The organism is Polaromonas sp. P4_F9 (assembly GCF_056401235.1).
In genome coordinates this window covers 151972-166055 of sequence record NZ_JBFUJT010000005.1, presented here as the reverse complement: position 1 = coordinate 166055, position 14084 = coordinate 151972, and the positions used below count along the sequence as shown (strand labels likewise).

Below are 14084 nucleotides of genomic sequence, written 5' to 3'. Positions count from 1 at the left end.
GACGGAGGGGATGGCTGCGGGTTGCGCGGTGTTTGGCTGTAGGCCGCCGGAGGCGGGGCATGATGCGCCGGCGGCGCTGCGCAAACCTGCGGGCGCAAAAAACGGCTCGGCATGCTAAGCTGCCAAGTCGTTTTTTTCAAACCACCCCGAGAAAACCCTATGCCCGGACTGCTGCCCAACGTCGACCCTGATGGCTTGCTTGAATTTTCGGTGGTGTACACCGACCGCGCGCTGAACCACATGTCGCGCAGCTTCCAGGGCGTGATGACCGACATCTCCAGCATCCTGAAGGAGGTGTACAACGCGCCCTCTGCTGTGCTGGTGCCCGGCAGCGGCACCTACGGCATGGAGGCCGTGGCGCGCCAGTTCGCCACGGGCAAACAGGTGCTGGTCATTCGCAACGGCTGGTTCAGCTACCGCTGGACGCAGATCTTTGACATGGGGAGCATTCCCGCCTCGTCCACCGTTCTCAAGGCCCGCCAAACCGGCCCGGGTGCTCAGGCACCCTGGGCGCCCGCATCCATCGCCGAAGTGCAGGCCGCCATTGCAAAAGAAAAACCTGCCGCCGTCTTCGCACCGCATGTGGAGACCGCTTCCGGCATGATCCTGCCCGACAACTACCTGCGCGCCGTGGCCGATGCGGTGCACGCCGTGGGCGGCCTGTTCGTGCTCGACTGCATCGCCTCGGGCGCCATGTGGGTAGACATGAAAGCCACGGGCGTGGACGTGCTGATTTCCGCGCCGCAAAAAGGCTGGAGTAGCTCACCCTGCTGCGCCATGGTCATGCTCAGCGAGCGCGCCCGCGCGGCCATTGAAGGCACCACCAGCACCAGCTTTGCCTGCGATTTGAAGAAGTGGCTGCAGATCATGGAAACCTATGAAAAAGGTGGCCACGCCTACCACGCCACCCTGCCGACCGACGCCCTCACGCGCCTGCGCGCCGCCATGAAGGAAACGCAAGCCTACGGTTTTGCCAAAGTGCGCGCCGAGCAGGAAGCACTGGGCGGCAAGGTGCGCGCACTGTTTGAAAGCCGTGGCCTGCCCAGCGTCGCCGCCGAAGGCTTCAAGGCGCCCGGCGTGGTGGTCAGCTACACCACCGACCCCGAGATCCAGTCCGGCAAAAAATTCATGGACCAGGGGCTGCAGACGGCCGCCGGTGTGCCGCTGCAATGCGACGAAGGCGCCGACTTCATGACCTTCCGCGTCGGGCTGTTCGGGCTCGAGAAGTGGCACCAGTCGGATCGCACGGTGGGGCAATTGGCGGCGGCGCTGGATCGCATTGGCTTGACAGCGCCGGTTGCCGAGACCGTTACCGGTTGAAGACCGGCTGAAGACCGGCCGGCTCCGGCGGTCTCCTTTTTTTCCTTCTCCCCTTTTTCTTTTCTCCCCTTTCAGATGAATGAAGAGATGTGTCTATGAAATGCGCATTGGTGGGCTCCCGTTTCTTCGCCGCCTCGGTCTTCGAGGCGCTGCGCAAGGAAGAAGGGATAGCGTTCACAAGCATCGTCGCACCCGCTGCGGATGATCGGCTGGCGCTGGCTGCACAAGCGGCCGGCATCGCGGTGCATGTGCTCGAGAACCCCAGGTTCGTTCCGGGCAACGCGATTGCCGAGGGCACCGACCTCATCATCGCCGCGCACACGCATGCACGGGTGAGCGACGAGGCGCTCGCGCGTTCGCGCCTGGGCGGCATCGGTTATCACCCGTCGCTGCTGCCCCGGCATCGTGGCATTGCGGCTGTCGAATGGACGATTCTGGAAGGCGATCCGATCGCTGGGGGCTCGATCTATCACCTGGCCGACGGGTGGGATGCAGGCGCCATCGCTGCTCAGGACTGGTGCTTTGTCGCCAAAGGCGAGACGGCGCGCGAATTATGGGAGCGCGCCCTGGCGCCGATGGGCCTGACCCTCCTGCGCAAGGTGGTTCATCACGCCCGCTTGCAGGGCTCCGTTCCCGCCTATCCGCAGGATCCGGGCTTTGCCACCAAGGCCCCCATGATCCGCAAGTCTGTTGTGTTGACCGAGGAAGTTTCGTCGACGACTACCTCGCTCGTCGTCTCGATCGTGGGTGCCGACCGTCACGGCATCGTGAGCTCGCTGGCTGAGCGGGCAGAGCGCTTCGGTGCCAACTGGGCGGCGAGCCGCATGACAAAACTTGCCAATGAATTTGCCGGCACGGTTCACTTCGAGGTGCCGCGCGGGAACGCGGATGCGCTGGTGGCCGCGCTGCGCGGACTCGAGTCCAGCGGCTTGCAGGTGGTCATCGCCAGGAGCGACGGCGCCCACACGCCCACCTCGCTTCGTGTGGTTGAGCTTGAACTGGTTGGCGAGGATCGGGTCGGGATCGTCAGCAAGCTGACGAAGATACTGGCCGAGCGCGCCATCAGCATCGAGAGCATTCATACCGAGATCGTCCGCAGCGGCGTGTCCGGCAAGCAGACCTTCAAGATCGAAGCGCACTTGCTGGTGCCTGCCGCCCTGTCCGTCGATGCGTTGCGACAGGAACTCGGCACCTTGGCCCGCGAGATGATGGTCGACATCGCTTTGGGAGAGCGGCAGAATTCCGGCCAATGAGTTGAATGTCAGCCGGTTGTCCGGAACGCTGAGCCACGCCGGACGCCAAACCAACCCACTCCCGTGCTCTCAACCCAACAGGCGCACCAAGCCGTAGAGCGCAAGTATTGCGGATGCCAGCAGGAGTGCGGTCTTTGCGGAGCGAGCGCCAACCAGTGTTCCGGTTACGCTGCAGGCCAAAATGGCGCCAAGGATGTAGGTTGTTTTCATGCCTCAATGGTAAGGCCTCGCCTGCTGTCAGGCGCCCTATGTGTAGCAACGAAACCACTCCGGCATCGGGGGCGGTGGTTCAACGGTCGCTGCAAATTAGCGGGAGCCGCTGCCTGACCGGTGACGGAGTGAGCCCACCCACCCGAACGGCGGCGCTATGTCTGCGGACCCGGCACCATTGCGGCCAGTTTTTCGTGATCGAGTTCAAGGCTGCCGGGTTGCAGAAGCAACTGCATCTGGACTCTGATGGGTTCGGCCAAGGCATCGGCTGCGGCGGATAAGGCGCGTCCCGGCGCGCTCAATAGAAAGACCTCACGAACGACGCCCGGTGGGGTGAGGGGCTTGATCGCAATCTGGCTGCTCATGAAATGAAAAAGGGTGAGGCTGGGGACCAGGCTGATTCCCACCCCGCTCTCCACCAGCCCCTTGACTGCCTCGACCCTTTCGACTTCCAGGACGGTGTTGAGTTTGTGTGGCCGCAATGCCGCGTCGATCTGGTGGCGAAGGCGGGTCGGCCGGGTGAAGTGAATAAACGGAAACCGGGCGAGTTCTTCGAGGTCTATCGTCGCCTTGCCGGCGAGCACATGGTCCTGCCTGCAGACGACGTAAAAGCGGTCAAGACAGAGTAACTCCTTGTGAACGTCAGCGTCTTTTGCATCAATGGTCGACAGCGCCAGATCGACCTTTCCGTCGCGAACCAGATCCACGCATTGCGGCGGGAGCGCATCGACTATCTCGATGTCGATAGCCGGATGCCTGCGCCGGAAGCCGGCCACGACAACGGGCAGGAAGCGGGCGCAGAGCGAGGGGATGCCCGCGACCGCGACGCGATCAACAATGCTCAGATCGCGGCAGACGCCGCCCATCACCTCGTCAAAGTGTGAAATCACCTCACGCGCGGCGCGGTCAAAGCGCCGGCCGGCGGCCGTGAGGTCGACTTTCCGGGTGTCCCTGTCAAACAGCTTCGCCGCCAGCGTGTCTTCCAGCGAACGGATCAGGGAGCTGAAGGCCGGCTGGGATAAATGCATCTGCTCTGCTGCGCGCGTGAAGCTGCGCAGGTCAGAAAGTGCCAGGAAGGCACGAAGTTGACGTGTGGACAGGTTCATCCGTGACGATGATAGCCACGGATGCCGGATACGGGAACCCGCAGGCGCCTTTGCCCTTGCCCTTGCCCTCGGGAAGGGGAGTCATTCGATTTTCCTTTGAGTCCCATCCAAAGTTTCGAATTTACAGGGGCCCTTGCTTCATCCATAGTTCGTCTGGTGCGACCGTGCCACATTGGTACGTTGGTACGTTGGTACGTTGGTACGTTGCACTTTGACACAGAGATACCCGCTGAAAGACCATTCCATGAAAACCATCCGCATTGGTGCCGGTGCCGGCTACTCGGGGGACCGCATTCCCCCCGCCATCGAGCTGGCGGAAATGGGCGAGCTGGACTATCTGGTGTTCGAGTGCCTGGCGGAGCGCACGATTGCCCTGGCCCAGCTGGAGCGGAGCAGGGATGCCCGTCTGGGGTTTGACCCCCTGCTCAGGGACCGCATGGAGGCGGTGCTGCTGTCATGCGTCGGCCGGGGGGTGAAGATCATCACCAACATGGGGGCCGCCAATCCCCAGGCGGCGGGACAGGAAATCATCAACATCGCGCGGGAGCTGGGGTTGGACCGCCTGAAGGTGGCGGTGGTTCAGGGCGACGACGTGTTGCCGCGCCTCCATGATCACGAGTTGACCCTCCTCGAGAGTGGCGCACCGCTGCGCTCTCTCGGAAGTTCCGTGCTTTCAGCAAATGCCTATATTGGCGCCGAGGCGCTGGTGAGGGCGCTGCGCCTCGGCGCCGATGTGGTCGTCACGGGACGTGTTGCCGATCCGGCCCTGTTTCTCGCCCCGCTCATCCATGAGTTCGACTGGTCCATGTCGGACTGGAAGATGATGGGTCAGGGCACGGTGGTCGGGCATCTTCTGGAGTGCGCCGGGCAAATCACTGGCGGGTATTTCGCCGATCCGGGTTATCGCGATGTGCCCGATCTGGCGAGACTGGGCTTCCCCATCGCGGAAGTGTCCGCGGATGGGGGCGCGATCATCACCAAAGTGCAGGGTTCGGGCGGTTGCGTCACGACTGCCACCTGCGCGGCGCAGCTCTTGTATGAGGTCGAAAATCCCGCCAGATACCTGCAGCCGGATGTGGTCGCGGACTTTTCGGGTGTCACGCTGACCCAGGTCGGGCCCGATCGGGTACGCATAGCAGGTGCCAACGGCCATCCGCGCCCGGCGACCTTGAAGGTGACCGTGGGACACCGCGACGGCTTCATCGGCGAAGGCCAGATTTCCTACGCTGGCTTGGGGGCCGAGGCGCGGGGCCGGCTGGCCCTGGATGTACTGCGGCAGCGCCTGGAGAGTTCGGGTATTGATGCCCTCGATAGCCGCTATGAACTCATCGGGGTAAATTCCATCCATGGTCAAACCCTGGCCGCTGGCTACCAGCCCTATGAAGTCCGGGCACGCGTGGCCATGCGCGTGGGAAGCAGGAAAGACGCCGAGCGGGTGGCCAATGAGGTGGAGGCCATGTACCTCAATGGGCCTGCCAGCGGCGGAGGTGTCACCAAGTCGGTCCGCGAGGTGATCGCCGCGGCTTCCACGCTGGTCCCGCGCGACCTTGTTCAGCCAACTGTCACAACGATGGAGCTTTAAATGCTATTGCGAGAAATTGCCCATTCCCGCACCGGAGACAAGGGAAACCGGTCGACCATTTCCGTCATTGCCTACGATCTCAGGGACTTCCCGGCGATTGAGCGTTCCGTGACGGCGGAACGTGTGCGTGCGCTGTACGCGGACATCGTCAAAGGCGAGGTCGACCGCTACGTCGTGCCGCAGCTGGGCGCCTTGAATTTCGTTCTGCACGACTCATTGGGCGGGGGTGTCACCCGATCTCTCGCGCTCGATGCGCATGGCAAATGCCTGAGCTCCGCCATTCTCGGCCTGTCCATCGAATAAGCTTGGCGTATTCAACAAACAGTTTTTAACAGGAGACATAAACATGAAGTGCAAGTCGATTCTTTTCCTGGCGGTGGCGAGTTTCTCGCTCGCCGCCTTCGGCCAGGCCTACCCGAACAAGCCCATCAAGGCCATCGTGCCGTTTGCCGCGGGGAGCGCCACGGACCAGATTGGACGCGCTTTCGCGGCCAAGATGTCGGAAACGCTGGGGCAGGTCATCGTGGTGGACAACAGGGCCGGCGTCAACGGCATGCTGGGGGCCGATGCCGTCGCCAAGGCTGCACCCGACGGCTACACCATCCTGATCGGAACCAACAGCACCAACGCCGCCCTCAAGAGCCTGATGAAAAAGCTGCCCTACGACCAGGACACGGCCTTCGCGCCTTTGGGGTACATGGGCTCGGTGCCGCTCATTGTGGCCGTCAACAACGATGTGCCTGCCAAGACCCTGCGCGAGCTGGTCAACCTGGGCAAGACCAAGCCCGGCCATGTCACCTTTGCCAGTGCCAGCACCTCGCAGCTGGTGTCCTCTGAAATGCTGGCCAACATGGCGGGCATCGAGATGACCAACGTGCCGTACAAGAGCGGTCCTGCGGCCATGACCGACCTCCTCGGGGGGCAAGTGATGATGTTCACCGCTGATTTCGCGGTGACGCTGCCGCAGGTCAAGGCGGGCAAGATCCGCGGCCTGGCGGTGACGTCGACCAAGCGCTCGCCCGCGATTCCGGAGCTGCCCACCGTCAATGAGGCGCTGGGGCTCAAGGACTATGAACTGATCGCCTACTTCGCGATGTTTGCGCCCGCCGGAACTCCACCCGAGATCATTGCCAAGCTTAACCAGGCCATCAATGCCGCGGCACAGAGCAAGGACCTGCAGGAAAAATTTGCGCCGATTGGCTTCGTGGTCGAGCCCGGGACGCCTGAAGCCTTGGCCCAGCGCAGCCGCCTGGAAACCGCCAAGTGGGCCAAGGCCATCCGCGATGCCAAGATCGAGCCGCAATAAATAGCCGAATCAAGGCAGCAGGGTCTGGGCAGCATGCGCGGTGTGCACGGCTCGCGCGCGTGAACGCGGGTAGCCCGGGTTCGGCGGATGTGCTCGAGCCTCCCTGCGCCTGATCGCCGGGGCGGTAGCGGCCCATGGCGAACTGACCTTACCTATCGATAAAACGCTTCGACCTTGCCCTTCAACTTGATCATCAGCGGATTGCCCTTGCGATCCAGCGTCTTGCCGGCGGGCACCTTGACCCAGCCCTTGCTGATGCAGTACTCACCGACGTCCAGTCGCTCCTTGTCATTCAATCGAATGCCCACGTCATGTTCGAACACGGCCGCGACGTGATGAGGGCTGCGCGGGTCAATCGACAGGCGGTCGGGCAGAGGGGGCAATGAAGTGGGCGTGGGGGTGGGGGTGGGAGTGGCTTCGTTCATGGGTGTCTTTTGTCGGTTAACGCGAATCTGCATCCGAATCTACATCCATTTTCCAGCATTTGATTCTTGACTGGTCTGGATAGGGACGCAACCGGGTTTTCAACAGAATAGACCCATTGCGGTCCGTCCGGAATTCACCACGGATCACTGCGCAGCGTCGTCTGCGGTTACCCGTTCTGGGAAATAATGATCCTATGAATGATCCCATGCCGATCACCCCCTCTATCTGGAGTCCCCTGCGCCAGCCCGCCTTTCGTGGGCTTTGGTTTTGCGGTGGCGTCTTTTTCATTGGCAATGGCATGCAGTCCATGGTGGCCGCCTGGCTCATGGTCGAGCTGACCGGTTCGTCCTTCCTCGCAGCGCTCGTGCAGACCGCGGTTTTCCTGCCGATGTTCCTGCTGGCGCTGCCTGCGGGCGTGCTGGCCGACACCAGCGATCGCCGGCGCCTGATCTCCAGCGCGCTGCTGGCGCAGGTGGCCGCATGCGCGCTGCTGGCCTTGCTGGTGCTGGGCGGCTGGGGTGGGGCGGCATCGGTACTTTTCCTGGTGTTTGTGTGCGGCTGCTGCACGGCGGTGCTGACGCCGGCCTGGAACTCGTCGGTGGTGGACCCGGTTCCCCGGGATGAATGGCCGCAGGCCATCACCGCCGTCAGCATTGCCTACAACGTGGCGCGCGCCATAGGCCCCACGCTCGCCGGTGTGCTGTTCGCACTCCTGGGTGCGGGCTGGGTGTTCGCGGTCACGGTATTCACGACGCTGGTCATGTGGGAATCGATTCGCCGCTGGCCGCCACGCGCTCACCCGCCGTCGCGCCTGCCGGCCGAGCGCCTGTGGAGCGGCACGCTGAGTGGGCTGCGCTTTGCCTGGCACTCGCGCATGATCCTGGCGCAACTGGTGCGGGCCATGGCCTTTGGCGCGGCCGGCTCGGCCCTGTGGGCACTGCTGCCTGTGATTGCACAGCGCCAGCTGGGCGCCGGCGCGCAAGGCTTCGGCCTGTTGATGGGTTGCATGGGCATGGGCGCGGTGGTCACCGGTCTGGTAATCGGTCGTATGCGTGTGCGTTTCGGACTCGACGCTGTCGTTGGCGCCAGCTGCGTGGCGTTTTCTGCGGTCATGCTGCTCACCGCATGGGTCCGCGTGCCGCTGCTGATCTATGGCGCCATGGCGGTGGGCGGCGCCGCGTGGATGTCGGCCATGTCGACCTTCAACACCGCCACGCAGTCCAGCGCGCCGCCGTGGGTGCGCTCGCGCGCGGTGGCGCTGCATATCGTGGCCGCGCTGGGCGCCTTCGCCTTCGGCTCGGCGTTCTGGGGCGCGGTGTCCGACATCGCCGGCCTGACAGCCGCGCTGGTCGCGGCCGGCCTGCTGATGGCCGCCGGCCTGCTGCTGGCGCGCCCGTTTCCGTTGCGCGTGGGCGCGGACCACGAAGTGACACAGGGCACGCCCTGGGAAGAGCTGTTCGTGGCGGCCGAACCCAGCCCCGAGGCCGGCCCGGTGGCGGTGGAGGTGGCCTACCGCATCCGCCCCGGGGAAGACCACGCCTTTCTCGACACCATTGGCCAGATGAAGGCGCCGCGCCGGCGCGATGGCGCCACCTTCTGGCGCGTCTACAAGGACCTGGGCGAACCGTCCCGTTATGTCGAGCGTTTCCTGGTGACCTCATGGGCCGACTACCTGCACCAGCGCGCTCGCGCTACCGTGGCCGATCACACGCTTGAAGTCGAGGTGCGCGCCTTCCTGGCGCACGGCGAAAGCGCGCGCATGTCGCACTACATTGCAGAGCGCTGAAGCGACGGTTTTTTCGGGCTGGTTATGGAGGGGCAGTCGCCGGCGACCGGACCTGGCCGGCTGCCGTCGTCTGCATTGCCATGGGCCGTGACCGGCTGCCTTGCAGGCGCGCAGGCGGGGCGCGGCTACCCGGCGGTCCGGCGTACATCACATCGCAAGCTTTCTTCATTCCGTCATTCCGTCATTCCGTCATTCCGTCATTCCAGCGCTCTCCGCCGAAACTCCCCAGGTGACAGCCCCGTCCATTCCCGAAACGCCCGAATAAAACTCTTCTCATTTTGAAACCCGGAGGCTGCCGCCACCTGCTTCACCGGCTTGTCGCTGCGGTTCAGCAACTCCTTCGCGCGCTCGAATCGCACCTCATCCTTCAAGGCCTGGAGCGACGCGCCTTCCTCCTTCAGCTGCCGATGCAGCGTGCGCGCTGACATGTGCAGCAGGCCGGAGATGCCTTCGGCGCTGTGAGTTTCGGTCGGGCTCGTCGTCAGCGCCTGGCGCACCTGCTGCACCAGCAAACGGTCGCGCCGGTACTGCAATACGGTGAGTGGCAAGGCGCGCTGCAGCATCTGCTGGAGAGCCTTTTCGTCGCGGCGCAGGGGCAAGGCCAGATAGCGGGCGTCGAACCGGATCTCGGCCTGCGGTGCGTCAAAGCGCAGCGGTCCGGGAAACATGTGCCGATAGGCGTCGACATGCGGCGGCATGGCGAACGGAAAGCGGGCGCCCTGCAGCGCAATACGTGAGTCGATGTACCAGCAGGCAAGGCCGTGGATGTTGCGCAGCACATGCACCAGGCAAAACTCCCGCGCCGCGCCCAGATCGGCATGCTCGTCAATGGCGATGCTGGCGCTGTCGTCGCTGGTGGTCAGCCTGAGCCGGATGTCGCCAGTCAGCAGCGCGTGGTGGCGGCACCACCGCTTGAGCGCGACGCCCAGGTCGGGCGAGCTGATGGACGCGCGCGCCAGCATGCCGTAGCTGCCCCAGGGCAGCCGGCGTGAAAAAGCGCCCAGGCCCTCGTCGTCCAGCGCCTGCATGGCGGCACCGGACAGCACCTCCATCTGCCGAGCGGTGATGTGGCCATGGGGTTGCTGCAGGCTGGCTGGCGTGATCTGTGCCAGTTTCAGCGCCTCGGCGGGGCTGCGGTCGTAGCGTTTGTAGGCCGCCACAATGCTTCTGGCAAAGGCCATGGGTGTCGCGGCGGCGGGCTGGCTGGAACGGTCGGGCGGGGTACGGACAGGCATGCCCTGATTTTCGGCATGAGTGGCGCTATTTGCAACCTCGGTGACAGCCCGCAGGGGCCGGGTTTTCCTTAAGCTAGTGGTTTGGCGCTAGATCGTAAACAGGTTCTAGGGTAGGGTCCATGTAGGCCCAGTGCGGTCCGTGTTGCCGTTTCGCGCCTGCTTGTGCCTTTTCATCAGGAATGACCTATGCCCGCTCTGGAGACAAAACTCAACGCCCGGTCCGCCGACTTCCAGGCCAATGCCGCCGCCATGCGCGCGCAGGTGGACGACCTGAATGCCACGCTGGCTAAAGTCGCCCTGGGTGGCGGAGAGGTCACGCGGGCGCGGCATGTGGCGCGGGGCAAGCTGCTGCCGCGCGACCGCGTGCAGATGCTGCTGGACCCGGGCACGCCTTTTCTTGAGCTGGGGCCGCTGGCGGCCTATGCCATGTACCCCGACAGGGACGGCAGCGACAGCGCGCCTTGCGCAGGCGTCATCACCGGCATTGGCCGCGTCAATGGCGTGGACTGCATGATTGTGTGCAACGACGCCACCGTGAAGGGCGGAACCTACTACCCGATGACGGTGAAAAAGCACCTGCGGGCGCAGGAAGTGGCGCAGCAAAACAACCTGCCCTGCATTTACCTGGTGGATTCAGGCGGCGCCAACCTGCCCAACCAGGATGAAGTGTTTCCTGACCGCGACCACTTTGGCCGCATCTTCTTCAACCAGGCCAACATGAGCGCGCAGGGCATCGCACAGATCGCCGTGGTGATGGGCAGCTGCACGGCCGGCGGTGCCTATGTGCCCGCCATGAGCGACGAAACCATCATTGTCAAGAACCAGGGCACGATCTTTCTGGGCGGCCCGCCGCTGGTGAAGGCGGCCATTGGTGAAATCGTCTCGGCCGAAGACCTGGGCGGTGGCGACGTGCACACACGCCTTTCGGGTGTGGCCGACCACCTGGCGCAAAACGACGCGCACGCCCTGGCCCTTGCCCGGCAGGCGGTGGCCAGCCTCAACAGAACCAAGCAGCCCGGGCAAATCCTGCGCACCCCGGCGCCGCCGCTCTATAGCCCGCAGGAGCTGCATGGCGTGATCCCGACCGACACGCGCAAGCCCTACGACGTGCGCGAGGTGATTGCGCGCATCGTGGATGGCAGCGAGTTTCATGAGTTCAAGGCGCGCTTTGGCGCCACGCTGGTGTGCGGCTTTGCGCACATTGAAGGCATGCCGGTGGGCATCATTGCCAACAACGGCATCCTGTTCAGCGAGTCAGCGCAGAAGGGTGCGCACTTCATCGAGCTGTGCTGCCAGCGCAAGATCCCGCTGGTGTTTTTGCAGAACATCACCGGCTTCATGGTGGGCCGCAAGTACGAAGCCGAAGGCATCGCGCGCCACGGCGCCAAGATGGTGATGGCGGTGGCCACCGCCCAGGTGCCCAAGTTCACCGTCATCATTGGCGGTAGCTACGGTGCCGGCAACTACGGCATGTGCGGCCGCGCCTATTCGCCGCGCTTTTTGTGGATGTGGCCCAACGCCCGCATCTGCGTGATGGGCGGCGAGCAGGCTGCCGGCGTGCTGGCCACCGTGAAGCGCGATGCGATTGAAGCCAAGGGCGGCAGCTGGAGCGCCGAAGAAGAGGCCGCCTTCAAGCAGCCGGTGCTCGACCAGTTTGGCCACCAGTCCCATCCGTATTACTCCAGCGCCCGCGGCTGGGACGACGGCGTGATTGACCCGGCCGACACGCGCCGCGTGCTGGCGCTGGGGCTGTCGGCCACGCTCAACCAGCCCATCCCCGAGACGAAATTCGGCGTGTTCCGGATGTAGCGGCTAGGTATCCCCATAAAACATAAACGCCGCGCGGAGACACCATGGACAACATCTACATCACCCCCGAGCATGAGTTGCTGCGCGACCAGGTCGCCCGCTTCCTTGCCCGCGAGGTCGAGCCCTACGCCGCCGCCTGGGAAGAAGCGGGTTGCGTGCCGCGCGAGGTGCTGCGCAAGATGGGGCAGGCCGGGCTGCTGGGCCTGATGTATGAGGCGGAATACGGCGGAGGCGAGGCCGACGCGCTGACCAACCTCGTGTTTGCCGAGGCGCTGTCGCAGTCCACCTTTGGCGGCTTCATCATCACGGTGCTGGTGCACACCGACATGGCCAGTCCGCATCTCTTTCACGCCGGAAACGCCGCGCAGAAAGCGCGCTATATGCCGGATGTGATTGCCGGCAAGACGATCACCGCGGTGGGCATCAGCGAGTCCGGCGCGGGCTCCGACGTGGCCGGTATGCGCACCACCGCCAGGCGCGAGGGTGACGAGTGGGTGCTCAACGGCACCAAGATGTTCATCACCAACGGCGTGCATGCCAACCTGTATTTCGTGGCGGCCAAGACCGGCACGGCGCGGCATGACATGTCGATGTTCATCGTTGAAAAAGGCACGCCCGGCTTCACGGTGGGCCGCGCGCTGAAGAAAACCGGCTGGCTGTCGTCCGACACGGCCGAGCTGGTGTTTGACAACGTGCGCATCCCGACCGAAAACCTGTTGGGCGAAGAAGGCAAAGGCTTTTATTCGGTGATGAAGAACTTTCAGACCGAGCGCATCGCCCTGGCCGCCATGGCGGTGGGCCACTGCACCCAGGCCTTGAAGATGACGCTGGACCATGTGCGCCAGCGCCAGGCCTTTGGCGCCACGCTGTGGGACAAGCAGACCATCCGCCAGCGCATCGCCATGCTGGACGCCAAGACCCGCGCTGCCCGGCAGTTCATGTACCACTGCGCCTGGTCGGTCACGCAGGGCCGTGACATCGTGCAGGAGGTGTCCATGCTCAAGGCGCTGACGGGTGAGCTGGTCAATGAAGTGCTGCAAACCTGCCAGCAGTTTCATGGCGGCATGGGCTTTATCCGCGAAACGGCCATTGAACGCCTCTGGCGCGATGCCCGCGTGCTGGGCATAGGCGGCGGCGCGACGGAGGTCATGCTGGAAGAAGTGGCCAAGCGTTATTGATATTTGATATTGATATTGATATTGATATTGAGTTTGAAAAGTCTGACTGCATGAACAAGGTTGCCGCAAAATGAACCACTTACAACTACAGGTCGCCGGGCTGGTGGCCACCGTCACCCTTAACCGTCCGGAAGTGCGCAATGCCTTCAATGACGAGGTCATTGTCGAAATGACTCAGGCCTTTGCTGAATTGGGCGCGCGCACCGATGTGCGCTGCATCGTGCTGGCGGCCAATGGTCCGGCGTTTTGCGCCGGCGCCGACCTGAACTGGATGCGCAGCATGGCCGACTACACGCGGGAGCAGAACCTGGAAGACGCCGGGCGGCTGGCCACGATGATGCGGACGGTGTATGAATGCCCCAAGCCTACTATTGCGAAAGTGCAGGGCGACGTCTATGCCGGCGGCACCGGCCTGGTCGCGGCCTGCGACATCGCCGTCTCGGTGGATACGGCGCAGTACTGCCTCAGCGAGGTCAAGCTCGGCTTGATACCGGCCACCATCAGCCCGTATGTCATTCGTGCCATGGGTGCGCGTGCGGCACACCGCTACTTTTTGACGGCGGAGCGCTTTGACGCTGCCGAGGCGCTGCGCATCGGCTTTGTGCACGAAGTCGTCCAGGCGGAAGGCCTGGACGCCAAAGTGGCAGAGCTGGCGCAGGCCCTGGTCAACGTCGGCCCCGAGGCCGTCAGGCTGTGCAAAAAGCTGGTTCAGGATGTGGCCGAACAGCTCATCACGCCGGCGCTGGTGCAGATGACGGTGGAAGGCATTGCCGATGTGCGCGTGAGCGCCGAAGGGCGTGAGGGTTTGCAATCGTTTCTGCAAAAGCGAAAGCCGAGCTGGCTGGCGGCCGGTAAACCCTGACCGAGGCACCC

12 protein-coding genes are annotated in these 14084 nt (G+C 63.9%); 9 read left to right on the top strand and 3 right to left on the bottom strand.

The window, feature by feature from the left end; translation table 11 throughout:
* The first annotated feature begins 159 nt into the window (after nt 1-159).
* Complete coding sequence (locus AC1DUB_RS06665) at nt 160-1320, top strand: aminotransferase class V-fold PLP-dependent enzyme (protein WP_477728844.1); 1161 nt, start codon at nt 160-162, stop codon at nt 1318-1320.
* A 95-nt stretch (nt 1321-1415) separates the two neighbouring features.
* The gene (locus tag AC1DUB_RS06660; RefSeq protein ID WP_477728843.1) at nt 1416-2573 is read left to right on the top strand and encodes a formyltransferase family protein; all 1158 of its coding nucleotides are present in this window, start codon (nt 1416-1418) and stop codon (nt 2571-2573) included.
* Between the two features lie 365 nt (nt 2574-2938).
* Here AC1DUB_RS06660 and AC1DUB_RS06655 read toward each other — a convergent pair whose 3' ends face one another.
* Nucleotides 2939-3889: a LysR family transcriptional regulator gene (locus AC1DUB_RS06655; protein ID WP_477728842.1), complete on the bottom strand. Its 951-nt coding sequence runs from the start codon at nt 3887-3889 to the stop codon at nt 2939-2941.
* Nucleotides 3890-4133: 244 nt separating this feature from the next.
* Here AC1DUB_RS06655 and AC1DUB_RS06650 point away from each other — a divergent pair, with 244 nt between their 5' ends.
* The 3 genes from AC1DUB_RS06650 to AC1DUB_RS06640 are packed head-to-tail and all read left to right on the top strand — an operon-like array spanning nt 4134 to nt 6777.
* Entirely contained in the window at nt 4134-5471 is a 1338-nt protein-coding gene (locus tag AC1DUB_RS06650) for an acyclic terpene utilization AtuA family protein (RefSeq protein WP_477728841.1), read from the top strand.
* Nucleotides 5472-5774 (top strand): AtuA-related protein, encoded by a 303-nt coding sequence (locus AC1DUB_RS06645; protein WP_477728840.1) that lies wholly within the window; start codon nt 5472-5474, stop codon nt 5772-5774.
* 43 nt (nt 5775-5817) lie between these two features.
* On the top strand, nt 5818-6777 hold the full coding sequence (locus tag AC1DUB_RS06640) for a Bug family tripartite tricarboxylate transporter substrate binding protein (protein WP_477719059.1): 960 nt from the start codon (nt 5818-5820) through the stop codon (nt 6775-6777).
* A gap of 152 nt (nt 6778-6929) precedes the next feature.
* Here the strand turns inward: AC1DUB_RS06640 and AC1DUB_RS06635 are convergent, their stop codons facing one another.
* Complete coding sequence (locus AC1DUB_RS06635; RefSeq protein ID WP_477728839.1) at nt 6930-7202, bottom strand: DUF3297 family protein; 273 nt, start codon at nt 7200-7202, stop codon at nt 6930-6932.
* A 206-nt stretch (nt 7203-7408) separates the two neighbouring features.
* Between AC1DUB_RS06635 and AC1DUB_RS06630 the strand changes: the two genes are divergently transcribed.
* Nucleotides 7409-8989 carry an MFS transporter gene (locus AC1DUB_RS06630; protein WP_477728838.1) on the top strand — a complete coding sequence of 527 codons (1581 nt, stop codon included), beginning with the start codon at nt 7409-7411 and terminating at the stop codon, nt 8987-8989.
* A gap of 197 nt (nt 8990-9186) precedes the next feature.
* On the opposite strand, the gene AC1DUB_RS06625 is transcribed toward AC1DUB_RS06630, so the two are convergent.
* The gene (locus AC1DUB_RS06625; RefSeq protein ID WP_477728837.1) at nt 9187-10224 is read right to left on the bottom strand and encodes an AraC family transcriptional regulator; all 1038 of its coding nucleotides are present in this window, start codon (nt 10222-10224) and stop codon (nt 9187-9189) included.
* Between the two features lie 186 nt (nt 10225-10410).
* Between AC1DUB_RS06625 and AC1DUB_RS06620 the strand changes: the two genes are divergently transcribed.
* The 3 genes from AC1DUB_RS06620 to AC1DUB_RS06610 all read left to right on the top strand — a co-directional run bounded on the left by AC1DUB_RS06620 (nt 10411) and on the right by AC1DUB_RS06610 (nt 14073).
* The gene (locus AC1DUB_RS06620) at nt 10411-12033 is read left to right on the top strand and encodes a carboxyl transferase domain-containing protein (RefSeq protein ID WP_477728836.1); all 1623 of its coding nucleotides are present in this window, start codon (nt 10411-10413) and stop codon (nt 12031-12033) included.
* Between the two features lie 44 nt (nt 12034-12077).
* Nucleotides 12078-13211 carry an acyl-CoA dehydrogenase family protein gene (locus tag AC1DUB_RS06615; protein ID WP_477728835.1) on the top strand — a complete coding sequence of 378 codons (1134 nt, stop codon included), beginning with the start codon at nt 12078-12080 and terminating at the stop codon, nt 13209-13211.
* Nucleotides 13212-13281: 70 nt separating this feature from the next.
* Nucleotides 13282-14073 (top strand): enoyl-CoA hydratase/isomerase family protein, encoded by a 792-nt coding sequence (locus tag AC1DUB_RS06610; protein WP_477728834.1) that lies wholly within the window; start codon nt 13282-13284, stop codon nt 14071-14073.
* Nucleotides 14074-14084 lie beyond the last annotated feature (11 nt).